This window comes from Burkholderia sp. M6-3, assembly GCF_050858985.1.
Lineage (GTDB): Bacteria > Pseudomonadota > Gammaproteobacteria > Burkholderiales > Burkholderiaceae > Paraburkholderia > Paraburkholderia caledonica.
In genome coordinates this window covers 2,895,689-2,920,390 of sequence record NZ_CP110091.1, presented here as the reverse complement: position 1 = coordinate 2,920,390, position 24,702 = coordinate 2,895,689, and the positions used below count along the sequence as shown (strand labels likewise).

20 protein-coding genes are annotated in these 24,702 nt (G+C 61.6%); 9 read left to right on the top strand and 11 right to left on the bottom strand.

The features are described 5' to 3' along the window. Positions 1-335: 335 nt before the first annotated feature. The 4 genes from OH764_RS30660 to OH764_RS30645 all read right to left on the bottom strand — a co-directional run bounded on the left by OH764_RS30660 (position 336) and on the right by OH764_RS30645 (position 3,352). Positions 336-746 (bottom strand): RcnB family protein, encoded by a 411-nt coding sequence (locus OH764_RS30660; RefSeq protein ID WP_498849791.1) that lies wholly within the window; start codon positions 744-746, stop codon positions 336-338. Between the two features lie 284 nt (positions 747-1,030). After that, positions 1,031-1,222 (bottom strand): hypothetical protein, encoded by a 192-nt coding sequence (locus tag OH764_RS30655; RefSeq protein ID WP_481368357.1) that lies wholly within the window; start codon positions 1,220-1,222, stop codon positions 1,031-1,033. A 391-nt stretch (positions 1,223-1,613) separates the two neighbouring features. Then, positions 1,614-2,342, bottom strand: coding sequence for a YrzE family protein (locus tag OH764_RS30650; RefSeq protein WP_498849790.1), 729 nt, complete (start codon positions 2,340-2,342; stop codon positions 1,614-1,616). Between the two features lie 104 nt (positions 2,343-2,446). Then, on the bottom strand, positions 2,447-3,352 hold the full coding sequence (locus tag OH764_RS30645; protein ID WP_498849789.1) for a LysR family transcriptional regulator: 906 nt from the start codon (positions 3,350-3,352) through the stop codon (positions 2,447-2,449). Between the two features lie 180 nt (positions 3,353-3,532). Here OH764_RS30645 and OH764_RS30640 point away from each other — a divergent pair, with 180 nt between their 5' ends. The 4 genes from OH764_RS30640 to OH764_RS30625 all read left to right on the top strand — a co-directional run bounded on the left by OH764_RS30640 (position 3,533) and on the right by OH764_RS30625 (position 8,822). After that, a complete protein-coding gene (locus tag OH764_RS30640; protein ID WP_498849788.1) occupies positions 3,533-4,561 on the top strand; it encodes a DUF1338 domain-containing protein in 1,029 nt (342 codons plus the stop codon). Positions 4,562-4,766: 205 nt separating this feature from the next. Then, positions 4,767-6,266, top strand: a complete 1,500-nt coding sequence (gene amaB / locus OH764_RS30635; protein ID WP_498849787.1) for an aldehyde dehydrogenase family protein — start codon at positions 4,767-4,769, stop codon at positions 6,264-6,266. 146 nt (positions 6,267-6,412) lie between these two features. Next, positions 6,413-7,585 (top strand): NAD(P)/FAD-dependent oxidoreductase, encoded by a 1,173-nt coding sequence (locus tag OH764_RS30630; protein WP_498849786.1) that lies wholly within the window; start codon positions 6,413-6,415, stop codon positions 7,583-7,585. Positions 7,586-7,631: 46 nt separating this feature from the next. Continuing rightward, the gene (locus OH764_RS30625) at positions 7,632-8,822 is read left to right on the top strand and encodes an aminotransferase-like domain-containing protein (protein WP_498851334.1); all 1,191 of its coding nucleotides are present in this window, start codon (positions 7,632-7,634) and stop codon (positions 8,820-8,822) included. A 22-nt stretch (positions 8,823-8,844) separates the two neighbouring features. On the opposite strand, the gene OH764_RS30620 is transcribed toward OH764_RS30625, so the two are convergent. The 3 genes from OH764_RS30620 to OH764_RS30610 all read right to left on the bottom strand — a co-directional run bounded on the left by OH764_RS30620 (position 8,845) and on the right by OH764_RS30610 (position 12,363). After that, positions 8,845-9,939, bottom strand: a complete 1,095-nt coding sequence (locus OH764_RS30620) for a LacI family DNA-binding transcriptional regulator (protein WP_498849785.1) — start codon at positions 9,937-9,939, stop codon at positions 8,845-8,847. Positions 9,940-10,034: 95 nt separating this feature from the next. Next, a complete protein-coding gene (locus OH764_RS30615) occupies positions 10,035-10,994 on the bottom strand; it encodes a dihydrodipicolinate synthase family protein (protein ID WP_498849784.1) in 960 nt (319 codons plus the stop codon). A 49-nt stretch (positions 10,995-11,043) separates the two neighbouring features. After that, the gene (locus OH764_RS30610; protein WP_498849783.1) at positions 11,044-12,363 is read right to left on the bottom strand and encodes an MFS transporter; all 1,320 of its coding nucleotides are present in this window, start codon (positions 12,361-12,363) and stop codon (positions 11,044-11,046) included. A gap of 436 nt (positions 12,364-12,799) precedes the next feature. On the opposite strand from OH764_RS30610, the gene OH764_RS30605 reads away from it, so the two are divergent. The 3 genes from OH764_RS30605 to OH764_RS30595 all read left to right on the top strand — a co-directional run bounded on the left by OH764_RS30605 (position 12,800) and on the right by OH764_RS30595 (position 15,349). Beyond that, complete coding sequence (locus tag OH764_RS30605) at positions 12,800-13,006, top strand: hypothetical protein (RefSeq protein WP_498849782.1); 207 nt, start codon at positions 12,800-12,802, stop codon at positions 13,004-13,006. Between the two features lie 166 nt (positions 13,007-13,172). Next, complete coding sequence (locus OH764_RS30600) at positions 13,173-13,322, top strand: hypothetical protein (RefSeq protein WP_498849781.1); 150 nt, start codon at positions 13,173-13,175, stop codon at positions 13,320-13,322. A gap of 884 nt (positions 13,323-14,206) precedes the next feature. Beyond that, complete coding sequence (locus OH764_RS30595; RefSeq protein WP_498849780.1) at positions 14,207-15,349, top strand: porin; 1,143 nt, start codon at positions 14,207-14,209, stop codon at positions 15,347-15,349. Positions 15,350-15,436: 87 nt separating this feature from the next. Here the strand turns inward: OH764_RS30595 and OH764_RS30590 are convergent, their stop codons facing one another. Further along, complete coding sequence (locus tag OH764_RS30590; protein WP_498849779.1) at positions 15,437-16,996, bottom strand: methyl-accepting chemotaxis protein; 1,560 nt, start codon at positions 16,994-16,996, stop codon at positions 15,437-15,439. A gap of 185 nt (positions 16,997-17,181) precedes the next feature. Then, positions 17,182-18,078 (bottom strand): transcriptional activator NhaR, encoded by an 897-nt coding sequence (gene nhaR / locus OH764_RS30585; protein WP_020066857.1) that lies wholly within the window; start codon positions 18,076-18,078, stop codon positions 17,182-17,184. 147 nt (positions 18,079-18,225) lie between these two features. Between nhaR and OH764_RS30580 the strand changes: the two genes are divergently transcribed. Together OH764_RS30580 and OH764_RS30575 are read left to right on the top strand one after the other, a co-directional pair. Next, the gene (locus OH764_RS30580) at positions 18,226-18,708 is read left to right on the top strand and encodes a CBS domain-containing protein (RefSeq protein WP_498849778.1); all 483 of its coding nucleotides are present in this window, start codon (positions 18,226-18,228) and stop codon (positions 18,706-18,708) included. Between the two features lie 86 nt (positions 18,709-18,794). Beyond that, a complete protein-coding gene (locus OH764_RS30575) occupies positions 18,795-19,763 on the top strand; it encodes a Tim44 domain-containing protein (protein WP_498849777.1) in 969 nt (322 codons plus the stop codon). Positions 19,764-19,852: 89 nt separating this feature from the next. Here OH764_RS30575 and OH764_RS30570 read toward each other — a convergent pair whose 3' ends face one another. Together OH764_RS30570 and OH764_RS30565 are read right to left on the bottom strand one after the other, a co-directional pair. Beyond that, positions 19,853-21,718, bottom strand: a complete 1,866-nt coding sequence (locus tag OH764_RS30570) for an extracellular solute-binding protein (RefSeq protein WP_498849776.1) — start codon at positions 21,716-21,718, stop codon at positions 19,853-19,855. A 190-nt stretch (positions 21,719-21,908) separates the two neighbouring features. Next, positions 21,909-24,557 carry a PAS domain-containing hybrid sensor histidine kinase/response regulator gene (locus tag OH764_RS30565; protein ID WP_498849775.1) on the bottom strand — a complete coding sequence of 883 codons (2,649 nt, stop codon included), beginning with the start codon at positions 24,555-24,557 and terminating at the stop codon, positions 21,909-21,911. Between the last annotated feature and the right edge of the window lie 145 nt (positions 24,558-24,702).

Below are 24,702 nucleotides of genomic sequence, written 5' to 3'. Positions count from 1 at the left end.
CGCGTATGGCAAAAAGCACAGAAAGAAGGGTGGCTGCAGCGGCGCAAGCGCGTCACGCCGGCTCACGATACGTGGTTGATATAACGGCGCCGCGTCAACGGTTCTTTAGCTCCGGCGCGCGTGGTGTCAATCGTGTGTAGGGTGTGCAACGTGTGCAGGGGTGCATGTGGCCGCTGCCGGGCCTGCGATGTGAGGCGGGGTGGTTGAAGAGCCAGTTGATTGCAGCTTTTGTTGCGCAGGTTTCGATGGGGAAATTGCCACGGTCCGCCGACAACGGGGAGCGTGGCAATCTAATGCTTTATGACCGGCCGATGCGACGGCCGGCCAATCGGTGCTTACGGCCCGACGCGCAGGACGATTCCCGTTGAAATCTGCACCATCAGATAGTCGCCGCCAATGCCGACCCACGAATACCCACGCGGCGGCGGAGCCAGCCGGTACGCGCGCCAGTCGTCGATTACATACTGACGGTCGCGGTATTCGGGAGGCAGGCGATCGCCCTTGCGCCAATGTCCGGGCGCGTTCGCGGAGTTGCCTGGACCGTCTGGGCTGTGTCCGGGTGGCATCTGCTTGTGGCCATGACCATTCGATTCATGACCATGGTTGGGCCCGTGACCGTGACTTTCTCCGTGACCGTGGTCGCCGCCGTTGCCGGGGTTGTCGTGCGGCGGTTGCGCGAGAACGAGCGACGATGCCAGCATACCCGCGCTCATCATCGACGCGAGAAATATGCGGGATTTACTCATTAACTATCTCCTGGAATTAGCAGCGTGAAGGTGCAGGGTACCAAACCGGACAGCCCAATCTAAATCTGTCAGGTTTGTATGTTAGCGGACCCCGGTCACCTGCGCGCACACGAAATCTTGCCAACCGTTGCACGCGCAACTAGCAATGTTCTGCGCGCATTCGCGTAGCAAACAGCCGCAGTTCCTCTTACGCTTTTATGCAAATTCGCGATCCAAAGCTATGCCATGCATCGGCAAAATGCGTTCGAATTCTCGGTGGCGAGCTTATCGCAGCATTGCATCGACTAGCTCATGCTGATCGCAATCCCGGCTGCGGTGCTATTCGAAGCTTGCGCTTCGAGTTCGTCCAGTCGCAGCAGAAGGAGGTCGAGTGAGCGCAATTGCGCGTTCGTAAGGTGTTGCGAATCGAGTAGTCGATGAAGCCGCAGGCGCCAGTAGGCAGCCGGTAGGATCGGCCCCGCGAGATCTCCAGTCATTGACGCGCTCATTACTCGCGCAAGATGCGCGATTTCAAGGTCTATTAAAGTGACCATGCCCCCACCTCGCAACGTTCGTTCTTGTTGTCTAACCAAGAGTTATTAGACATTAGTCCAAATGCGGCAAATAACCAATGGGGTCAATTATTGACGAGCGGCTAAAGCGGTCGGCAATTTTTTCGGAGAGAATGCACGCAGCATTAGGCGCAACGGGAAGCCAACGTCTTTTTCCTTGCAACAGCGAATGTTAAATATTCGTGGCAACGGCCTTTATGATTTACGCGATCCGTAGACAGTCCCGCTTAACATATCTCCGCACTCGACGATGCACGATGACATGCGACGGCATGCAACCCGAGGCGGGCCGCATGCCGTCTCTTTCAGTTGCCGTTCAGGCTCTGCTTCGCGGCGAAACGACGCGATTGCTGCCCGGCATTGCATTGCGGCCAACGGCCGAGCCGCCGCTTTCTTCGATCGGCGGCTGATGGCGGAAACCCGCACTGCCCGAGACGATCGCGATAATCGCGCCGACGATCAGCGCCGCGAAAGAGAACCAGCTTGCGCGAGCGACGCCGCGCGCGGCCGTATCAGCGGTTTCTCGGGCCCGTTGTCCGGCTTCGGGGCTGGACGCCATCGACGCGGCCGACGCCACGGCCGACTGCATCTGCTGCTTGGCAGTGTCGACGATGGAATTGGCTCCGCCTCCCTGATTGGCGGCAGTCGCGCCCACTTGCGCGCCGACTTGCGCACCCGTCGCCGCCACGCTTCCTGCAGTGCTGACCGCTCCCGTGATGAGCGAAGTCATGCCGTAGAGGATGAACAGCGTCATGACGGCCCATGCTAGCAGGCCATGCAGCCATCCGAGCACGGGCGCGCACCGTCCTGCGTAGTACGAACCGACGAAGACCGCGAGGACCGTCGTTACGATCACCCACACGCCGGAGCCGAAGCCGAAGCCTTGCAACGGGTCGGGTTTGGACATCGGCGCGAGCAGCGACGCGCCGATAGCCGTGCCCAGCACGCTCATGACCAGATAGACGATCATCGAGAGAATAACGCCCGCGAAAATCGGGCCCCATGACAGCCGCGGCAGGCCGTCTTGTGTCGTGAGAAGTTTCATGGTGTCTCCTGCAGAGAGGGAAGAGGTCGCCTGGTGCCGCGCGCATGGCCCGGCACTTCGGGTTTGCGCAAGCGCCATGCCGTGGGCGCCCGTGATGCGCCGCGTCAGCGCCTTGCCGCGTTATAGGCGCCTGCTTCCTCAATCAACCAGGTTCTGAAGAGTTCAAGAGGCTTCCCGTGACTTAGCTCCGTCGGATAGACCAGGTAGTACGCAGATTCCTCGACCGTGGTGGCCGCGAGCGGAATAACGAGGCCGAATTGCGACAGCTGTTCGTCGACGAAAAATTTTGGAACAAGGGCCACGCCGAGTCCTGCGGCGGCGGCGCTGATCAGCATGGAGTGCAGTTCGTACCGGACGCCTTGCATCGTGGCGTTATCTTCGACGCCGAGATTGGCGAACCAGCGGGACCAGGCGTCGGGGCGCGTCGTCGAATGGAGAAGCGGGTAGTTCAGCAATTCGTGCGCTCTCTTGATGGGCTTTGCAAGCAGTGACGGCGCGCAGACCGGCACGACTTCCTCGCCGAAAAGATAGTCCGACGACGTACCCGGCCAGGTTGGCTTGCCATAGTGAATGGCGGCCTCGAAATGCGACTCTTCGAAGGGAAACGGGTCGGTGCGAACACCCATGTTGATTCGAACGTCCGGGTTGCGGTCGTTGAAGTCCTTCATTCGCGGAATCAGCCATTGCGACGCAAACGTGGGAAGCACCGCGAGTTCCAGGTAACCACCTCCGCTGCCATGCGCGATGATCGACAGCGTGTCGCGATCCAGATTCTCCAGCGCGCGGCGCACTTGCGTGCCATACAGACGGCCGGCGCGAGTCAGCATCACGCGCTGCTTCGAGCGAACGAAAAGGCGCACGCCAAGATTCGATTCGAGCGTCAAGATTTGCCGCGAAACTGCGCTCTCCGTCAGCGACAACTCTTTCGCAGCATGAGTGAAGCTTTCGTACCGCGCCGCGGCCTCGAAGGCCAGCAACGCGCTCGTGCCGGGAACCTTGAACTTGCGCATGTTAATTCCAAAAAGTCATCAACTGGCAATTTAATCTCGCTTTACGCCGCGTGCAACACTTTGAATAATGAGAATCACGTAAGCTTGGCTATCCCTTTGCCTACCTTTTGGCTACCAATTCCGGTATGCCGTCGATGAACACCTTCCCGCTGCGGCGGCGCGCCCCCGAGAGAAACGCAGATGCGCAATTCGAACGTTGAACGCCTGTTACTGAAACTGCTTGGCCCGGCCAAAACGGAGTCGCTCTTTACAACCCTCAGATTTCCGAGCGCGCTCGCAGATTGGGAAGACGGCACGGTGACGCGCGCCGAACTCGCGCAGGCGATGAACATGGCCTTATTCGAAGATCTGCTGGAGCGTTCGCCGAACGGGCGCGCCTACACGACCGAGACAATCGCGAACGGCGGCTCTGTGTACTTCGATCACGGCGCGTTGCGCACCGTGAGGTGGGAGAGCAACGGGGCGCTCCCTCCTGGCGAGGCGGCATTCACTCGCATCTTGCGTCCGCTTGGCTTCAGGCTGAACGGCCGCTATCCGCTCGACAAACTGGGCATGACCGGGCGTGCGTACGCGCATGAGGACGCGCCCGATGAAATCGCGCAGTTCTTCGTGAGCGAGTTGCATCCCGAACGCTTCACCACCGAGTTCCAGCAGGCAGTCACTAACGTGGTCCATTCGTCGAAAGATCCGTTGACACCGCTCGCCGTTTCGCAACTCTGGGAGCTGGAACGCGAAGGCTCGATTGCTATCGACGCAGCTCACAAGTTGCTGCCCGTCATTGTCGGCGCGTTCGCTCGCCAGCACGATCTGCCGAGCGAGGCGGACTACGAAGTCCTGTTGCGCGAATCAGCTGAAATGGCGTGGATCGCTACCGAAGGCAACGCCTTCAACCACGCGACGGATCGCGTGGAAGACGTGTTCACGCTGTCGGACGAAGAGAAAGGCAAGGGCCGGCCCATGAAGCCCGAGGTCGAGCGCTCACGCTCAGGCCGCGTCTTCCAGACCGCCTATCGCGCGGATACGGTCGAGCGTCAATTCAGGTCCACTGGCGACCGGCTGGTCACGCGCACGGTGCCTGGCTCCTTCTACGAATTCATCACTCGCAAGCGCACTTTCGATCAGGCATCGCGTAGCTGGGTCACGGACCTGCGTTTCGACGCCGGTAATGCGCAAGGCATTTTCAAAATGACCGCGAACGCGGCACAGTAGGCGGAGCGCCGGCCGGTGTTCCAAGTGAGGGTCTCATGCTGGTAACTAACGCCGATCCGAACGCAAGTCGCATTTCCTATCAGAAATAACACTTGCGAGCGCGCGGCGGCAGCGGAAGCGGTTGATGTTGCCGGCAAAAACCCGCGCGTGTATAGTTTCCGAACGTACCAAAATTTCGTATTGGAAATTCAAAGAGGTCTCAATCGTGAAAGCATCCGCCATTCTCTCGGAACTCGGCATTTCCCATCTCGCGGAAGCGGGCGACATTGCCGTCCATTCGCCGATCAACGGCGAACTGATCGGCCGCGTCGCGAGCCGGACGGTCGCCGAGGTCGACGCCACACTGGCCAGCGCCCAGAAGGCTTACGCAAGCTGGCGCAACGTGCCGGCGCCGCGCCGTGGAGAACTGGTGCGCCTGCTGGGTAACAAGCTACGCGAGCAGAAGCACGCGCTCGGCAGCATCATCACGCTCGAGACCGGCAAGATCCTTCAGGAAGGCCTCGGCGAAGTGCAGGAAATGATCGACATCTGCGACTTTGCGGTTGGGCTGTCGCGTCAGCTTTACGGCTTGACGATCGCGTCAGAGCGCCCAGGTCATCGCATGGCTGAAACGTGGCATCCGCTCGGCGTGTGCACGATCATTTCCGCGTTCAACTTTCCCGCAGCCGTGTGGTCGTGGAATGCCGCGCTCGCGCTGGTTTGCGGCAATGCGGTCGTCTGGAAACCGTCGGAAAAGACACCGCTCACCGCGCTGGCAGTCGACAAGATTCTGCAGGACGCGTTGAAGGAATTCGGCGACGCTCCCGAAGGCCTGACGAGCGTCGTGAACGGTGGCCGCGATGTCGGCGCCAAGCTGGTTGCCGACCCGCGTTCCAACATCGTCAGCGCGACGGGGAGCACGGAAATGGGCCGCGCGGTCGGCGTCGAAGTGGCGCGCCGCTTTGGCCGCTCGATTCTCGAACTCGGCGGCAATAACGCGGGCATCGTCTCCGGCAGCGCCGATATGGAACTGGCGCTGCGCGGCATCGTTTTTTCTGCAGTCGGCACGGCCGGTCAGCGCTGCACGTCGCTGCGCCGCCTGTTCGTTCACGAAAGCGTGTACGACAAAGCTGTCGAACGTTTGAAGGCGCTATACAGCAAAGTCGTGATCGGCAATCCGCTGGAGCAGGGCGTGCTGATGGGACCGCTGATCGACGAACAGTCGTTCAACCGCATGCAAGCGGCGCTCGAACAGGCAAAGAGCGAAGGCGGCAAGGTGTTCGGCGGCGAGCGTCATGCGGTCGCCGGCCATGAGAAGGGCTTCTATGTGCGTCCGGCAATCGTCGAAATGCCTTCGCAAACGTCGGTCGTGCTGAAGGAAACGTTCGCCCCGATTCTCTACGTGCTGAAGTACAGCGACTTCAACGACGCGATCGGTGGAAACAACGCAGCGGTTCATGGTCTCTCGTCGTGCGTCTTCACGACTGACCTGCGTGAAGCGGAGCGATTCCTGTCGGCGTCGGGCAGCGACTGCGGTATCGCGAACGTGAATATCGGACCGAGCGGCGCGGAAATTGGCGGCGCGTTCGGCGGCGAGAAGGAAACGGGCGGCGGTCGCGAATCGGGCTCCGATTCGTGGAAAGCTTATATGCGGCGCGCGACCAACACCGTCAACTATTCGTCGGCACTGCCGCTCGCTCAGGGCATCGATTTCAACATCGGCTAAGCGTTTTGCGCTGCACGTACACGGCTGTTTAACCACGGCCGTTTTTTTGCGCGAGCTGTCGTTGCGGCCCCGCCGGACAAGTCGGTCACTGTATGACGTCGGGCCCTTTCCGGGGCGGCCCGGTCATGTGCAACCTGGAGCGAGTCGTGAGTTCACAAGTCGTTATTGTCGGTGGCGGCGTTATCGGCAGTTCTATTGCTTACTTCTTGCGCGCTTCCGATCCGACGGTTTCCGTCTCCGTTATCGAACGTGATCCGAGCTACGCGAAGTCGTCGTCGGCATTATCGGCCGCTTCGATCCGGCAGCAGTTCTCCACGCCGTTATCGATTCAGATGTCGCTGTACGGTATCGAATTTCTGCGCAATATCGGCGAGCTTCTTGATGTGGACCGTAACAAGCCCTCGATCGATTTGCATGAAGGCGGTTACCTGTTCCTCGCCACGGCCGCCGGCGACGCAACGCTGCGCGAAAACCACGCGTTGCAGAAGAGCCTTGGCGCGGACATCAATCTGATGGACCAGCAAGCGCTGAAGGCCAGGTTCCCCTGGCTGAACGTGGCCGACCTCACGTCGGGCGCCTTCGGCGAGAGCGGCGAAGGATGGTTCGACGGCTATGGCCTCGTGCAGGCGCTTCGCAAGAAAGCGCAGTCGCTCGGCGCGCGCTACATTGCCGCCGATGTGACCGGTGTGGTTCGCGAGGGCCGCAAGATCACGCACGTCATCGCCAGCAATGGCGAGCGCTTCGCATGCGATACGGTCGTGAACGCGGCGGGCGCATGGGCGCGGAAGATCGCCGGAATGATGGATATCGACATTCCGGTCTTTGCTCGCCGTCGCAGCATTTTCAATGTGTCGTCTCCAGCTCACCTCGCGAATTGTCCGTTGCTGATCGATCCGACCGGCGTCTATTTCCGGCCGGAAGGGAAGACCTACATTTGCGGCACATCGCCGGGCGCGGATAACGATCCTGACGATCTGCCGCTCGACGAGGTAGATCACCGCCTTTTCGACGACGTCATCTGGCCGACGCTTGCGCATCGTGTGCCCGAGTTCGAAGCGCTGCGTGTCGCGAACTGCTGGTCAGGCTATTACGAGTACAACGTATTCGACCACAACGCGATCATCGGCTATCACCCGCAAATCGAAAACTGCGTGTTCGCGAACGGGTACAGCGGACATGGTCTTCAGCAAGGCCCCGCAACGGGCCGCGGCGTAAGCGAGCTGATTCTGAATGGACGCTACGTGTCGCTCGATCTCTCTTCGCTGAACTGGGACCGTCTGCTCGAAAACCGTCCCATCGTGGAAAAAAACGTGGTGTAGGCGACCACGAATAATGCTTGACGACCTGAGCTCAACCGCCGAAAACATGTACGAATTCACCGCCCCTTTCCAGAATCCTTCAGGCTCTCCGATTCGCGAACTGTTCAAGTATCTGGGTGAGCCAGGCATGATTTCGTTCGCGGGCGGCTATCCCGCTAGTGATCTGTTCGATGTCGACGGTTTGCAGGAGGCCGAAGCTCGCGCATATCAGGATCCGAACTCCTGTCTGCAGTACGGGCCGACCGACGGTTTGCCGCGTCTGAAGCACGAGCTCATAGAGCTGATGGCGCGTCGTGGCGTGCCGTGCGCGTTGAACGAAATGCTGGTGACGACGGGCTCCCAGCAGGGGCTCGACCTGCTGCTTCGCGTGCTGGTGAGTCCGGGCGAAGTCGTGTTCACTGAACAGCCTGCGTATCCGGCAACGCTTCAGGCACTCAAGCTTCAGCAGGCGAGAATCGTTACCGTGCCGGTGGATGCGCACGGCCTTGACGTCGACCATCTCGCGGCGCTTCTGGCGTCGGGTACGGTCGCGCGCCCGAAGCTGCTTTATACGGTCCCGACGTTTGCCAATCCGACCGGCGCAACCATCACGCGCGAGCGCCGCATCGCCTTGCTCAAGCTTGCGGTGCAATACAAGTTTCTTATTGTCGAAGACGACCCGTACGGCGATCTGCGCTTTTCCGGGGCCGCGGTTCCGTCGATCATCTCCCTTGCGGCCGAAGTGGAGGGCTCACGTGACTGGGTCGTGCATTTCGCGAGTCTTTCGAAGATCGTCGCGCCTGGACTGCGCGTAGGTTGGACAATCGCACCGGCCGAAATCACGCGCCGTTGTGTGATTGCAAAGCAGACCGTCGACCTGTGCAGCGCGCCGTGGACGCAAGCCATTGCCGCCGAATATCTGGCCAACGGTGCGCTCGAACGACACCTGCCGCGCATTACCGAAATGTACGGGCGCAAATGCGAGGCGCTATGCGAAGCACTGCGCTCGCAGTTTGGCAATACGCTTCAGTTTCATCGGCCTGAGGGCGGCATGTTCGTCTGGGCGCGTATTGAAGGAATCGACGCCTCCGAGCTTTTACAGCGCGCTATCGACAACAAGGTCATGTTCGTGCCGGGCAAGGCATTTTTCGCGGACAGGATCGACCCTGCGTCGTTGCGTTTGTCGTTTGCGGCGCCGGGTATTGCCGATATCGAAGAAGGCGCAAAGCGCTTGCGGCGCGCATATGAGCGCATATGACACGGCGGCGCGCAACGTTGTCTTATCGTGACGCCGGCCCTGTCGACTCTCTGATCTGCAGTAGCGCGTGCACTTCTTGACCGCGTTGCGCCCGCTTGCCGTCCAGCATGTCGAGCAGATATTGCGCGGTGAGTTGTCCGATTTCGCGGGTATCCACGCGCATCGTGGTGAGCGTGGGGTGAATCTCTTTGGATATCTCGAGATCGTCGAAACCCGTTACTGAGAGCTCGCGCGGTATGGCAATGCCGAGTTCTTCCGCTTCGCGCAGCACGCCAAGCGCGATGTGATCGTTGCCGCAGATAAGAGCAGTCGGGCGTTCGCTCGCCGCTTGCCAGATGGAGCGCAGACTGCGGCGCCCGAATGCGATTGTCGATTCCCCCTCGCACATGTGTTCGGGTCGCACCGCGAGGCCGTGACGTTCGAGCGTCGCGCGAATGCCGGCCACGCGCGCCTGCACCCGGTCGTTGTCGCGTGTCGGCTGAATGCACACCGCGAACGAGCGATGACCGAGGGCAATCAGATGTTCGGTCATTTGCACATACGCCGCGAAATTGTCGAAGCCGATGCAGACGTGCGGACTCTCCTTGCGATACGCGTACGTCACCGCATACGGCACGCGGTAGAGCCGCAACGCGTCGAAGAGTTCTGGCGGATGCGCTTCACCCACGATTGCCATTGCCTCGACGCCTCGCGCGAGCATCGCGCGCACCTGCACGAGCGCTTGCGCGGGGTCGTAGTTCGAGCAGCCGAGAACGAGCGTGATGCCGCGCGCCGCGAACGCTGCCTGCATGCCGCTTACCTGCGAGGCGAACACCTGATCGTCGAGTGTGGGAATGATGATGCCGGCGATGTGGCTGCGCGTGGATGCAAGCGCGCGCCCCGCGGCGTTGGGAAACCAGTTCAGCGTGAGCGCCGCCTGTTCGACGCGCTCGCGCACCGCAGCCGACACTTTCTCCGGCTCGTTGTAGACGCGCGATACGGTCGCGGTCGACACGCCCGCCAGCTTCGCGACATCCGACAGCACCGTGCGGCCCGTCCCACGGCGTACGCGGCTTGTCTGAGTTCGGGCTGTTGCGGCGAAGCCGGTTGTGTCTGATGTGTCGGGCGTGTCGGACATGGGTTCAGAGTGCGAGGTGAAGCTGGAAGCCTGACATCTTACCGTTGCGTCACTCTTAGCGTAGCCGCGGCGATCGCCCGAGGAGCGGGCTATCGCTAGCGGCTCGAATCCAGTGCTGCGATACGAGCGCGGAAATGCTCGGTGCCGGCCACGATCTTGTCGAGTATCGCATCCAGCGCCCAGAAACGTTCGCGGACGTCATAGTCGATCACGCGGCAGCGAATCGAATTGAACGTGCCGATGCGCTGGTGGTACATCTTCGCAAGCGCGGGGTAGCCGAGCGATTCGGAAACGGCGGCGAGCACGAGGAACGTCGCAAGTTCATCCGCGAGGGCAGGGTCCTGGGCGGCGTTATTGCGTAGCCATTTGTACAGGTCCGTATGAAAGTTCGTGAACACGCCGTTAAAGCCTGCCGAGCCAGCTTTCATCGCGTCCCACGCAATCGCCGCGTTGGCGTTGAGGATTTTCAACGGAGAGCCTTGCGCCAGCGCGACGCGGCGTTTCACCGTCGCGAGATCGCAGCTCACGTCCTTCAACATGATGAAGCGCCCAGTGTCGATGCATAGTTTTAGTTCGTCATCCGAAAGAAGCCGACGATACGGCGCGGGGCACTCGTACAGACCGAGCGGCAGGTCTGACGGAAGACGCGCGAGCAGCCGCTTCAGATTCGCGGCGAATGCCTGCGTGCCCTCGCGGGCGGGGTCGAGCCGGTTGGTGACTAACACAATGGCTTGTGCGCCCGTCGCTGCCGCAACGTTCAATTCTTCGGCTTGCGCGTCCGGATCGTCGCTGATGTGGCCGGACACGACGACAGGAATCCGCCCGGCGACCTTCTCGACGACGAACCGTCCAAGAGCGCCGCGCTCGGCGAGCGTAAGAAACTGCATCTCGCTCGACTGCGCGACCGCAAAAAGCGCGTCCGATCCCTGCGCTAGATACCATTCGATCAGACGTTCAAGGCCGGCGTAGTCGATCGCGCCCGAGTCGTCGAACGGCGTCAGCATCACGGGAACAATCCCTTCAATTGACACGGTGGGTGGCTTCGCGATTGTCATGCTGTTGTGCTCCAGAAGAATTTGATTGGACGGGCGAGAGGCGAACGGTTCATGCCGGTGCCTGGATCGTCTCGTTCGTGGCGGGCGTGTCGGCGATCGGCTTGCGCACCAGCAGCAGATAACTCATCGCGCCGATAAACGCGATTCCCGCGGCTGTCAGCAAGGCCGGCACGAACGACCACGTCTGCGCGATATAGCCGGTGAAAATCGGCGCGAGTGCGCCGCCGAGAAAGCCGCCGAAATTCTGAATCGCGCCGAGCGAGCCGACGCGGTTCGGCGGCGCGGCCGCTGTCGCGAGCGCCCACGAACTCGCGGATGCGGCGTTGGCGAGAAAGATCACGACCGAGATACACACGATTGCCAGCACGTTGCTTTCGACGAGCGCGGCCGGAATCGTGAACGCGACCATGCCCAGCATTGCGATGACCACGGCGTTACGGCGGCTCGCGACCGGGCTCGCGCTGCGGCTCGTGATGAGATCGGAAAACCAGCCGGCCGTGAGCGAGCCGAGGAAACCGCAGAAAAACGGCACCGACGCGGCGACGCCGGTGTGCATCAGGCTCATGTGACGCTCCATGGTCAGGTAGCCTGGCAGCCATGTCAGATAGACCCAGTTCAGATAAACGGAGCCGAAAAAGCCGATCAGCATGCCCCACGTGGTGCCGTGCGAGAACAGCGAGCGCCATTCGGCGAACGTGACGGCCCGTGCCGGCTTACGGTCCGTTTCGTCGCCTTCCAGATAGCGGCGCTCTGCCTCGCTCATGGTCGCCTTGACCGGGTCGCGATAAACCGCAAACCATACGGCTGCAACGATCAGACCGGCCGCGCCGGTCGCGATGAATGCCCATCGCCAGTGGAAGTTCACGACGAGCACCGACAGGCAGAGCGGCGCGAGCGCGGTTCCGAGCGGTGACGCCGAATTGAAGATGCCGGTCGGCTTGCCGCGTTCGCGCAACGGAAACCAGTTGCTGACCACGCGGGCTGCCGACGGAAATTGCGGCGCTTCGCCGATGCCGAGCAGGATCCGCGCAAGCACGAACCAGCCGAACGTCGAGACGAAGCCGCCCGCGGCCTGCGCGAGCGACCACACGATCAGCCCCATGCCGAGAAGTTTGCGCGGTCCTATCCGGTCGACAAGGCCGCCGACCGGCAACTGGAAGAGCGCATAGCTCCACGAGAATGCGGACAGCAGCAGTCCCATTTGCCCGAGCGTCAGGCCCATGTCGTGACGGATCAACGGATTGGCGACGGCGAGCGTTCCGCGGTCAAGATAGTTGACGATGCCGCTCACCATCAGCAGCGTGAGCGCCACGACCTGGGCGCGGCGGATTTTTGGCGGGGGCTGCTCGTGGCTCGACGTTGCGCTCATGATCGTTGTCTCCGTTTCATGTTGCGATTCAGGCGGGGCGCACCGATGCGATGTCGGGCGACCGTGAGTTGCGCGGCGATTCAAGCGGACGCTGGCTTTGAGGTCATGTCCTCTTTGTTGGCGATCGGCGCTTGCTCGCTGCGGTGTGTTCCAGGTGCAAAACGATAATTCTCGGTGTTAGCGCTTACATTGACGCCCGAAACTCCGGCAATTCTGGGGGCAGGCACGAGCGCAACATGCACAGAGAATGATGATAGCGCTTACATTTTGTGTCGACTCGATGGCAGGCGCAAGCTCGAAAAGCAGGTTGACGGGTAAACACTGACCATCGCCGGCGGTCGCTACAGCCGCGCAAAACGCAACGCGGCCGTGGGCACAGCGTTTGCTGGGCGCTCGATGCCTTTCTGTCCATACAGTTTCGATAACGAGAACAACCATGCAACCTGACCAGACTGCTACTGAGTTTCCCCAGGCGCAACCGCTGCTCGCGAGTCCGCTTGCGGGCGTGAGCGAACGGGCGGCCCACCGCCAGATTGGCCTGCTTGCGCAGGTGACGTTCTGCTTCGCGTGGCTGTTCGGGCTGGAGCCGTTTCTCACCGGCGTCGGCGGCGATTCCTCGCAACGCGGTCCGGACCGTCATTGATGTATGTAGGGCGTCGCACTGACAGGTCGTGAAAATTTCACTTGTCGTGTGAGTGGTTTCTACATCGTCGAGCACGAGTGCGGCAGCACCCGCTGCGCGCGCCGTTTGCGGGAATAACGGTTGCGATGCTGTAGGCGGGAGTCCTTCCCGTCCACAGGAGCCTGTCATGCAAACCGATCCGACCGTCGATCCCGTAGCCGACCCTTCGAATCAGCCGCTCGACGCGCCAGAAGAGCAGCCGCGTCCCCTGCCTGGCACGCCGCCGGACACGGACCCGCTGACTCCAGGCATCGCTCCCGACGACAAGGCTCGCTGACACAGTCTCGCCAGCCGGCATCAAGCATGGCAACAGCGCTGGTGGAATTAGGGAATCTACGTGTGAAAAGGCGCACGGTCGTGCCGTTAATGTAGATGGAAGGCTGTTCGATGCATTGCCGTCCGCTTTCAGCACAGGGTTGGTCACGCGGCGGTCGGCGTCGCAATTCACATCCGGGCACGCCCGTGCTGAAGGCTTCACTTACTAGCCATCGATACGCATTTATGCGGCATTTGTGCCGCACTTCGCCACGGCCGCCTGAAGGGCGGTTTTTCATTGGCTCGGCCGCAAGCGGCTGCGGCCCACATTCTCCGGTTCCTCACGTCGCCGGCAGTTCACGCTAATAATCACTTTGATTAAAGCCGCTGAATGCGGCGCTAACCGATTATCGCGAATAAGCGCGGATTAACCGCGACTATATCCGATCGATTAAGTTCCCAAGTCCTTCAAATGACAGATCCCGCGCCCGCAGTGGCGCTCACATTGCTCAATTAATGATCGACGATACGTTCTGAATGTATGGCTTTCTACGCCGCGCATTACTTCGGCCGTATTACAGGCTGTTGCATTCGCACAACTTTAGTTATTGAAAAGTTGCAAATAATTTATGTCCGGAGCAGATGGATGGCCCCGTCCTCGTTGCGATAAGTTTCCCAAAAACAAAGACTTAGCACCTAAGGACAATCGATTATTGCCAAATCGGCAAGACCGTGTTGTGCGAATTGCGGGCGCTCGTTGTCCGGGCAGCCCCCTACACTCACGCTTCGTTTAGGGGTGCCCCAGCCGGGCCAGAACGGTTCGGCGACAAGGGCGGTGGCGCGTTCGCGTACTACCGAGGCTGGTCCCGCTCCCCCGCGAAAATTTATCGAACAGGAGTCCCACGCATGAAAAAGAGTCTTATCGTCGTTGCGGTTGCCGCATCGTTCGCTTCCGTCGCTCACGCACAAAGCAGCGTCACCCTGTACGGTCTGCTGGACGCTGGCGTGACCTACACGAGCAACGTTGCTCACAACTCGAAGTGGGCAGCCGGCAGCGGCGGCATCGAGCAGAGCCGTTTCGGTCTGCGCGGTTCGGAAGACCTGGGTGGCGGCCTGAAGGCAATCTTCACGTTGGAAAGCGGCTTTAACGTCAACAACGGCCGTTTCGCTAACAACAACGGCATGTTCAACCGTCAGGCATTCGTCGGTCTGTCGAGCGCGCAATTCGGTTCCGTCACGCTGGGCCGTCAATACGACGCAGCGCAAGACTTCCTGGCACCGCTGACCGCAACGGGCAGCTGGGGCGGCACGTACTTCGCTCACCCCTTCAACAACGACAACCTGAACACGAACGGCGGCTTCGCAGTTAACAACTCGGTCAAGTACTCGAGCGCTAACTACGCTGGCTTCACGTTCGGCGGCACGTACGGCTTCTCGAACCAGGCTGGCGCATTCGCAAACAACCGCGAATACAGCCTCGGTGCTGCTTACCAGTGGCAAGGTCTGCGTTTGGGCGCTGCTTACGCACAGCAGAACAACCCGGGCGCAACGAACGCTGCTGGCACGGCTAGCAACGGCGGCGCGACCGACGGCGGCTTCCTGGGCGCAACGGGCAACTTCCGTCAGCGTGAATTCGGTGCAGCAGGTTCGTACGCGTTCGGTCCGGCAACTGTCGGTCTGGCATGGACGCAATCGCGTATCGACAACGTTGCAGGCGTTCAGCAATCGCTGCGCGCTAACAACTACGAAGTCAACGGCAAGTACAACCTGACCCCGGCTCTCGGCCTGGGCGTGGCGTACACGTTCACCGACGGCAAGGGCTATGGCACTGCCGCAAACGGTGGCTCGACGTCGGTTCGTTACCACCAGATCGGCCTGCAGGCTGACTACGCTCTGTCGCGTCGTACGGACGTCTACGCTCAAGCCGTGTACCAGCACGCAATGGGCGACGGCGGTGTTGCTTCGATCTACAGCGGCGACATCACGCAAGCTCCGTCGTCGTCGAAGAACCAGACGGCTGCTACGGTCGGTCTGCGTCACCGCTTCTAAGCTTCAGCAGAAGCTGCTTGTTGTACAAAAAGGTGCCGTTCGCGGCACCTTTTTTTATGCGCGCTCCGTTTGAGCGCAACAGCCAGATCAGGCAGGCTGGCCGACTTTGAACACCGCGACAGCCTCGCGCAACTGCTCGGTCTGCTCATCGAGCGAACCTGCCGCGGCTGCGGCCTGCTCGACGAGCGCGGCGTTGCGCTGCGTGACGTCGTCCATCTGGCGAATCGCGAGGTTCACTTCGCCGATACCGGAACTCTGTTCATTCGACGCCGCCGCGATTTCATTCATGATCGCCGTGACGCGGCCCACCGCCTCCACCACCTCGCCAATCGTACTGCCGGCCTTCCCGGCTAACGTCGAACCCTCGCCGACCTGCTCGACTGACTGGTCGATCAACACCTTGATTTCTTTCGCGGCTGTCGCGCTGCGCTGCGCCAGATTGCGGACTTCACCGGCGACGACCGCAAAGCCGCGGCCTTCCTCACCCGCACGTGCTGCTTCCACGGCTGCGTTGAGCGCGAGAATATTCGTCTGGAACGCAATGCCTTCGATCACGCTGATGATCTCGCCGATCTTGCGTGAACTGTCCGTGATGCCGGCCATTTTCTGAACGACGTCGTTGACGACTTCGCCGCCGCGCGCGGCGATGCTCGATGCGTCCTTCGCCAGTTCGGACGCCGTTGCTGCGTTGCCCGCGTTCTGCGTGACGGTCTTGGTGAGCTCGTCCATGCTGGCGGCGGTTTGTTGCAACGATGCCGCCTGTTCTTCGGTACGGCTCGACAGGTCCAGATTGCCCGCGGCGATTTCCTTCGAGGCGACCGTGATCGTTTCGGCCGAATTCTTGATGCGTGCGACGGTGGCCGCAAGCTGATCGCGCATTTCGCGCAACGAGAACAGCAAGCTGGTGGTGTCGTCGCGGCGCAAATCGATACGCGTGGCGAGATCGCCGCGGGCGATGCGCGTGGCGATTTCCGCCGCGGCGGACGGTTCGCCGCCGATCGAACGCGATACATTGCGCACGACGCGCGAGGCGACAAAGGACACGACTACGCCCAGCACCAGCAACATGCCGCCCGAGCGCAGCAGCGTCGCGTAGAACTCCGCCTGAATGTCGTCCATGTAGGCGCCGGCGATGAAATCCCAGTTCCACGGCGCGAAGCGCTTCACGTAGCCGAGTTTCTCGCTCGGCTTCGTGTCGCCGGGCTTCGGCCACCAGTAACGCAGATAGCCGGCGCCGGTGGCCGAGCCGCCCGCGGCGGCAATGTCGTGATACAGCGCATTGCCCTTGGCGTCGCGAAAACCGCTCATGTCCTTGCCGTTGAGCTGCGGGCTCATCGGGTGCGCGACCATCACCGAGTCGCTGCGCACAATCGTCACGTAGCCCGAGGTGCCATAGCGCTGCGCATTGACGCGGGCAATGGCTTGCTGTTTCGCTTCGTCGACGGAAAGCTTGCCGGCGTCCGCCTGCTTCGCGTAATCGGCGACGATCGACGCCGCCATGTCGGTTACATCGGCCAGCGCCGAACGCCGTGCGTCCATCTGTGCGCTACGTGCTTCGAACGCGTTCACTACGGTGACGATCAGCAGCGCCGCCCAGCAAAGCAGCAGGGGCACCCATAACTTCTGTTTCAATGTCAGACGGTTCATTATTGGATTCGACGGTTCGTTGAGCGCGAGAGATAGGAGCGCTTGCCAGGCAGCGCCATAGTTCGCATAACGGCTGTCGAAGCGGATTCTTTATCCCTGGCCAAACGGGCGTGTCGGCACCGCACACCAAACAAATCAAATAGTTGCGCGGTTGTCACAAGGTTCGCGTCGCACGGCGCTCGACCCTAGGCATTGAACAGTTCGCTGCGCGCGGCGTCGATGATCGTCGCGACAGCCGGGTGACTAATGCGGCGTTCGATCGAGATCGCGAAGAATTCCTCGACGATGGTGTTGATTTGCCCGACGGAAGTGAGTTTGTGTTCAGCCTGCAACTGGTTCTCCAGTACCGTCGGCGCGAAGAGCAGGCCGCGGCCTTCGCGTCCGAACGCGAGTGCCATCGCACTATCGTCAAACTCGCCGACGATGCGCGGCGAGATCGCACGCGATGCGAGCCAATGATCCAGTTTGCGGCGCACTGCCGATTCGGTGCCGGGCAGCAGCAGCGGTAACTGGCCGAGCGACATGGGAAAACGCTTGCGCACGCCCTGCAGCAGCGCGTCAGCGCCAAAGCAGCTCAGGGTAGAGCGGCCGAGCGGGTGATTGAACGCCTTGATATTGACGTCGGCGGGAATGGGCGCGTCCGCAATGATCAGGTCGAGGCGGTGCACGGCTAGTTGAGCGAGCAGCGCGTGCAGCTTGCCTTCGTGACAGATCACGCGGAGCGAAGCGGGCGCGCTCAGCGCGGGTTCCAGCAGCCGGTACGCGATCGCCTTGGGCACCGAGTCCGCAATGCCGACGCGAAACCGGGATTGCGTGCCGACCTCCTGCTCCCGGCGCACCGCGCTTTCCAGCTCGGAGCCTAGCGAGAAAATTTCGTCGGCGTAGTCGAGCGCGAGCCGCCCCGCATCGGTTAATTCGAGCGTGCGCCCGCTCTTCTTGAAAAGCTTTTTATCCAGCGCTTCCTCGAGCAGTTTGATCTGCCCGCTCAGCGTTTGCGGCGTGATGTGCAGTTGCTCACCGGCGCGGACGATGCCCCCCGCGTGGGCCGCGACCCAGAAGTAATACAGATGCTTGAAGTTCACGCTCCCTCCGTCAATCAGTTGACGTTACGGTTTTTTCGAACGATCAGCAATAAAAATACGAATTTTCCGTTGTCTCCCATTCGGTTAGATTTGAGGCTCGCCCCGAGGCGTTAGCGGGCGGCTACTTAGAGCTGACAGAGGTGGCTTATGGCATCCGTTGCACAGTTTCTGCGTTCGAAAGCGTCCCAGAGGGTCTGGTCTATCGAGGCGTCGGCGTCGGTGTACGACGCGATTGCGATCATGGCTCACCGGCAGGTCGGCGCGCTGATCGTCGCGCACGAAGGGCGCATTGCCGGCATCGTCACGGAGCGCGATTACGCGCGGAAGATCGTTCTAATGGACCGTTCGTCGCGCAATACGCCGGTTCGCGACATCATGTCGACGGCGGTGCGCTACGTCGGCCCGGAGCAGACGACCGAGGAGTGCATGGCAATCATGACCGGCCACCGCATACGTTATCTGCCCGTGATCGCCGCGGGGCAGGTGATTGGAATGGTGTCGATCGGCGACCTGATCAAGAGCCAGATGTCGGAGCAGGAACACACGATCCAGCAGCTGGAGCACTACATTCACGGCAACAGTTCGCAGTCCGCGCATGGCGGAATGCAGGCTGGCCGATGGCAAGTTTAACGACGAAAAATTTTACTGTCCGTAAGGTAGCCGCGAAAAGATGACGCGCGGCGCGGGCGGCCCCTGACACATCAAGAGAGGTTCATATGTATAAGCAAACTATCGATCGCTTGCGGCGCGTTGCCGGCAAGGTGACACGCGGCACCGTAGCGCTCGGTCTCGCGGGCGTGCTCGCGCTTGGCGCGCTCGCGGCCAACGACGCGCAAGCGAAGCGCGTCGGCGGCAGTCAAAGCATTGGGCGTCAGTCGCAGATGGCGTCGCCGTCCGCTCCGGCGCAACGAAGCCAGCAAGCTCAACCGGCGCAACAGGCCGCGCAGGCGCCGGCCGCCACGCCGGCGCGCAACCGCTGGCTCGGTCCGCTGGCAGGCCTCGCCGCCGGCTTTGGTATTGCCGCGCTGCTGTCGTCACTTGGCCTGGGCGCAGGGCTTGCGCAAATGCTGTCGAACGTGCTGCTGATCGGTCTCGTGGTCGTTGCCGGCGTGATGCTGTTCAGGTTCATCGCCAATCGGCGCCGCCCGGATCTGGCGTATGGACACGGCGCCACGAACCGGTCGCAGACCAACGGCTCGCCGCTTCACAACCAGGCCAGTTATGGGCGGCCGGACACGAACTTTTTCGGCATGCAACGCGCCGCGACGAATCCGGCCGGGGCAACGGGCACGGTGACGACGCCTGTGCAACCGCTCGGGCTCGATCAGGCCGAGTTGGTGGCGGTGGCGAAAAACATGTTCATGCGTCTGCAAGGCGCATGGGACCGCAACGAGCAAGGCGACCTGTTCGAATTGACTACGCCGGAGATGTTCGCGCAAATCAAGCGTGATCTGGAAAGCCGCGGCAGTGAGCCGAATCGTACGGAAGTGCCGCAACTGGATGCCGAAGTGCTGGGCGTGGAAAACACCGCGGACGAGACGCTCGTCAGCGTGCGCTTCTACGGCCAGATGCGCGAAGACGGCGCAGCGACTGCCCAGCCGTTCCAGGAGGTGTGGAACATTGTTCGCAGCGGACAGAGCGACCAGGCGTGGCGGCTTGCGGGCATTCAGCAGCTCGACCGTTAAAAGAAGGGCTCTGATTCGCGGGGGCATCTATTAGTGGATGCTCCCCGCGAGCATGAGAAAGCGCCTGAACGGCCACTCACTATTGCGCTCTATCTGGCATTGGCCGAACTCTTTTTCCACCATGTCGATAGCACCCATTCGTCGGCGGCGAAATAAAGCGGAAGCTTCGCGGGATAGCCGAGGTCGCGACTGTATGCGATGCGGTGGCTTGCGGAATACCAGTGCGGTATCACGTAGTACCCATTCATCAATACCCGGTCGAGCGCGTGTGTCGCGTCGGCAAGTTGCTCATGCGTTTGCGCCGATATCACCCGTCGCAGAATGGCATCGATAGCCGGCGACTTCACGCCGGCCAGATTGTCGGAGCCCTGCTGATCGGCATATTTGCTGCCGAAACGCGAAAGCTGTTCGGTACCCGGCACCTGGACATCGGGCAATCGCACGGTTGTCATGTCGAAGTCGAACGCGTCGAGGCGCTTTTGCACGAGCGCAAAATCCGCGGTGCGGAAATTCATCGTAATCCCCAGCTTTTGCAGATTGCGGCCGAACGCGGCGGCGACCGGCTCCATTGACGTGCCGCTACCGCTGTCGTCGAGAAGTTCGAATACGAACGGCTGCCCATTCATGTTGCGCAGCGCCCCGTTGCGATAAGTCCAGCCCGCCTGCGCCAGCAGTTGGCGCGCCTTGACGAGATTGGCGCGCAGCGAACCGGGCGGATCGGTGTCGGGCTGTTGCGGCATCTCGCCGAACACGGCCGGGTCTAGCTGTCCGCGCAAAGGCTCCAGAATCGCTAACTCGCCTCCGCCTGGCTTGCCGGTCGCCTGCAAGTCCGTGTTGGCAAAGAAGCTGGCAGTGCGCTTGTACTGATCGAAAAATAGCTGACGGTTGAGCCACTGGAAATCGAGCGCGAGATCCAGTGCCTGACGTACCCGCACGTCGCGGAAAATCGGCCGTCGCAAGTTGATGAAGAAGCCTTGCATGCCCGCGCCGTTGTGGTGGGGAAACTCGCGCTTGATCAGCTCGCCGCTGTCAAAGCGCTTGCCGACATCGCGCCGCACCCAGCTCTGCGCGACGTTCTCGACCAGCACGTCGTACTCGCCGGCTCTGAACGCCTCGAGCTTCGCGACTGCGTCGGCATACAGCTTGTAGTCGATGCGTGCAAAGTTGTGGGTGCCCACGCGCACCGGCAGCGAGGCGCCCCAGTAATTGGGGTTGCGCCTATAACTGATGGTGCGGCCGTTGTCGTATTTGTCGATCAGATAATCTCCGCTCGCTATCGGCTTCTGAAACGCGAGTTGATCGAAAGGTATGCGCGTGCCGTCCGGCCTCATGCCCCACTTGCGCGAAAACACCGGGATTCCGCCCGCGAGCAGCGGCATTTCGCGTGTCGCGACCTTGTAATCGAAACGGATCGTGAGGCGGTTCACCACCACGGCCCGCGCGATCTGCGCGAAGTACACCGAGAACTGCGGCAGAGCCTGCGGGCTCTTCAGCGTGTCGAACGAGAACTTGACGTCCTCGGCCGTGACCGCGTCGCCATTTGAAAAGCGCGCTTGCGGATTGATGTGGAAGGTGGTCGAAAGGCCATCTGGCGCCACGTCGATGTCGTCGGCGAGCAGGCAATACGCGCTCGCGACTTCGTCGGAACTGCCGGTGGTCAGGCTCTCGAACATTAGCCCGAGTCCGGGCGCCGGATTGCCGCGCAGCGTGAACGGATTGAATTTATCGAAGCTCGTCAGGCGATCGGGGTTCGCGAGGACAAGCGTGCCGTCGCGCGGTGCGTCGGGGTTCACGTAATCGAAATGCTTGAAGTCCGCCGGATATTTGGGCTCGCCATATTGTGCGATGGCGTAGACGGCACACGCTTGATTCGTGATCGACATGGCCGATCCGCCGAGCACTAGCGCAACCAGCAGGCGCCGGATGTCGCGCGCGCGTAACCTCGTGTGAGTCATAAACTCCCTTGGCGCAAGGCTCCAATTTGTAGGTGAATTGGACCGTCACGCGCCGCCGGCGTTTCATGCAGCAAGTCGCCATCTCGACGTTTCCTGCGTCGAGACGGCGTAATCGGGCGGCCGCCATCAGCGCCGTCCCGCGCGCAAGGGCGGGAGTCCCGGTTGCGCAAATTGCGCAAATCTGAGCAGGTCACTCCGCATGCGGCGACGCCGCAGCCGGCGACAATTCCGCGAGCAGCGACATCAGATATTCAATGTCCACCGGCTTGACGAGATGATGGTCGAACCCAGCGGCCTGCACCCGCAGATGATCGTCCGCCTGGCCGTATCCCGTTACCGCGATCAGCACCGGCCGGACTTCGCCCTTCAGGCGGATCAGACTGGCGAGTTCATAGCCGTCCGTATCGGGCAGCCCAATGTCGAGCAACGCTGCGTCCACAGGCTCGGCTTCGGCTTGCGCGAGAGCGTCGCTGGCGCAGTATGCAACGCTGACGTGATAGCCCTCGCTCTCGCAAAGCAGTGCGAGCGAGTCGGCGGCGTCCTTGTTGTCGTCGACGATCAGCACATGCAGCGAAGCGCGCTCCGCATGCGAATGACCCCCGGCCGACGGTTCGTCGTGCAGCGGCGCCGACACTTCGGGCGCGTGGCAGAGCGGCAGCCTGATCGACACCGTGGCGCCGCGGCCGGGTCCGGGACTCGCGATGTCGATCGAGCCGCCGTGCAATTCGACAAGCTTCTTCACGAGCGACAGGCCGATGCCGAGGCCACCATGCGCCCGGTCCAGCGTTCGCTCGCCTTGCGCGAACAGATCGAAAATGTGCGGTAGCAGATCGGGCGAGATGCCGCTGCCGTTGTCTTCAATGGTGACGGTGGCGAAGCGTTCGTCGGCGAGGGCGGTCACGCACACGTTGCCGCCGGGGTCCGTGTACTTGCACGCGTTGTTCAACACGTTGACCAGAATCTGCGACAGCCGCAGCGGGTCCGCGTGCAGCCAGACCGGCGTGGGCGGCAGCCGAACGGTGAGGTGTTGGCCGCGCGAGCTTGCCATCGACGACACCGTTTCGAGCGCACCATAAACCGCCGTGCCGACCAGTAGCGGCTCGCGTCGAAGCACGATGCGGCCGTGCGTGATGCGCGAGACTTCGAGTAGATCGTCGACGAGTTGCGCCATGTGATCGACCTGTCGGCTCAGCATGCCGACCAGTTCGCCGGCCTTCAGCCCGGCTTCTTTCTCTCGCCGCAGTAAGGCAATGGCATTGCGCATCGGCGCGAGCGGGTTGCGCAATTCGTGCGCGAGCATCGCGAGAAATTCGTCTTTGCGGCGATCCGTTTCGCGCAATGCGAGCTCCAGCGTCTTGCGCTGCGTGATATCCACGGCGCTCGCAATGACGCGCCACGGGCGGCCGTCGGCGTCACGCTGCAACACGGCCTGGCTCTGCAGCCAGCTTTCCCGGTTACCCAACGAAATGCGGAATTCCAGTGGTTTGTCGAATTCGCCAGTGAGCGCGACGCGGCGCATCGCTGCGTCCACCGACGCGCGGTCTTCGGCGTGCACGCGATGAAGCGCCGCGTCGTAGCTGAGCGCGCTCGGCGCGGCTTGCACGCCAGGCACCGGCTCGACGCTGTCCCAGCAGAGCGTCCATGAATCGAGCGACAGATAACCAATCGTCATTCTGGCTGCGCGCATGGCCACCTGCAGGCGGAGATTGCGCTCTTCGAGCGCGGCGGCTGCGGCGCGTTCGTCGGTGACGTCCGTCGCCATGCAGAACCATTCGCGCAATGTGCCGTCGTCGTCGCGTAAAGGCGCGGCCCGCGCGACCAGCGTCCGCCAACTGGAATCGCGCCGGCGCAGCCGGAACGTCATCGAGCCCGGCATCTCGGTTTTCATGATCTGCGACCACTTGTCGCGAGCGCTTTCCTGGTCGTCCGGGTGAACGAGGTCGAGCCATTCGCAGCCTGCGGTCATGCCGTCCTGCGCCGCGAATGACTGCCAGTTGCCGAGCTGATGCGTCTTCCCCAGTGCGTCCGCGATCCAGGTGAGTTCGGAGCTCGCTTCGACGAGCGCGCGATAACGCTGTTCGCTGCGTTCGCGTTCTGTCTGCGCGTCGTGCTGTTCGGTGATGTCGTATGTCACGCCGAATACACGCTCGATTTCCGAGCCGGTCCCGCAGTCGGTCTCGCCGCGTGTTCGAAGCCACAAGCGCTGCCCATCCTCGAGCTGAATTGGAAAGTCCAGTTCGAAAGGCACACACTGATGCATGCGGCCGGTCAGCTCGCTCGCGAACCAGGCGCGATGACTTTCGGGGATCCTGTCGAACAGCCATTGCAGCGGTACTTCCGCCTGCTCGGGATCGAGACCGTAAATCTGCGCCAATTGAGCGCTGATTCGCGCCGTGCGGCTGCCCATGTCCCATTCCCACGCGCCGACACGCGCCGCGTCCAGCGCGAAGCGCAGACGCCGCTCGCCGACCTCGTAGGCTTCGCCGGCCTTCACGAAGTCGTCGATGTCCATCGCGATGCCGCACGCGCCGGACACGACGCGCGCCTCGTCGAAGATCGGTCGTATGCGCAGTTTGTGCCAGCGGTATTTACCGTCGAAACGCTGCAGGCGCGCATTGACCTTCACGCTCTCGCCGTCGGTGAGCGCGGTGCGCCATGCATCGTGCACTTTCTTCACGTCGGATTCGAGGACGAACTGGTCCCAGTGCAATGTCGTGTTGGGCGCGAACGGATTGCCGAGATATTTGCGGCAGGCGAGGTTGGCATAGGTAACGGTTCCGCGTGCTTCCGCGGTCCACACGAGAGCCGGAACCTGATCGGCAATATCGTTGTTGCTCATTGCGTTATCAATCGCACTGTTCGTACTGCTTCCAGGAGAACGTCTGCTCGCATCCCAAGTGAGATTGAAGCGCCGCCCGGCACGGGCTACGCGAAGTAATCGTCGTTTGCACGGTGCCAGGCTGCTATTGGGGAAATCATGGGTT

Bases quoted from the DNA above. Each gene is read 5' to 3' on its own strand.
- OH764_RS30580 (WP_498849778.1), top strand. From the start codon at position 18,226: ATGGCATCCGTTGCACAGTTTCTGCGTTCGAAAGCGTCCCAGAGGGTC.
- OH764_RS30640 (WP_498849788.1), top strand. From the start codon at position 3,533: ATGCGCAATTCGAACGTTGAACGCCTGTTACTGAAACTGCTTGGCCCG.
- OH764_RS30655 (WP_481368357.1), bottom strand. From the start codon at position 1,222: ATGACTGGAGATCTCGCGGGGCCGATCCTACCGGCTGCCTACTGGCGC.
- OH764_RS30590 (WP_498849779.1), bottom strand. From the start codon at position 16,996: ATGAACCGTCTGACATTGAAACAGAAGTTATGGGTGCCCCTGCTGCTT.
- OH764_RS30650 (WP_498849790.1), bottom strand. From the start codon at position 2,342: ATGAAACTTCTCACGACACAAGACGGCCTGCCGCGGCTGTCATGGGGC.
- OH764_RS30595 (WP_498849780.1), top strand. From the start codon at position 14,207: ATGAAAAAGAGTCTTATCGTCGTTGCGGTTGCCGCATCGTTCGCTTCC.
- OH764_RS30645 (WP_498849789.1), bottom strand. From the start codon at position 3,352: ATGCGCAAGTTCAAGGTTCCCGGCACGAGCGCGTTGCTGGCCTTCGAG.
- OH764_RS30660 (WP_498849791.1), bottom strand. From the start codon at position 746: ATGAGTAAATCCCGCATATTTCTCGCGTCGATGATGAGCGCGGGTATG.
- OH764_RS30620 (WP_498849785.1), bottom strand. From the start codon at position 9,939: ATGTCCGACACGCCCGACACATCAGACACAACCGGCTTCGCCGCAACA.
- OH764_RS30575 (WP_498849777.1), top strand. From the start codon at position 18,795: ATGTATAAGCAAACTATCGATCGCTTGCGGCGCGTTGCCGGCAAGGTG.
- OH764_RS30625 (WP_498851334.1), top strand. From the start codon at position 7,632: ATGTACGAATTCACCGCCCCTTTCCAGAATCCTTCAGGCTCTCCGATT.
- OH764_RS30605 (WP_498849782.1), top strand. From the start codon at position 12,800: ATGCAACCTGACCAGACTGCTACTGAGTTTCCCCAGGCGCAACCGCTG.
- OH764_RS30570 (WP_498849776.1), bottom strand. From the start codon at position 21,718: ATGACTCACACGAGGTTACGCGCGCGCGACATCCGGCGCCTGCTGGTT.
- OH764_RS30610 (WP_498849783.1), bottom strand. From the start codon at position 12,363: ATGAGCGCAACGTCGAGCCACGAGCAGCCCCCGCCAAAAATCCGCCGC.
- OH764_RS30600 (WP_498849781.1), top strand. From the start codon at position 13,173: ATGCAAACCGATCCGACCGTCGATCCCGTAGCCGACCCTTCGAATCAG.
- OH764_RS30615 (WP_498849784.1), bottom strand. From the start codon at position 10,994: ATGACAATCGCGAAGCCACCCACCGTGTCAATTGAAGGGATTGTTCCC.
- OH764_RS30565 (WP_498849775.1), bottom strand. From the start codon at position 24,557: ATGAGCAACAACGATATTGCCGATCAGGTTCCGGCTCTCGTGTGGACC.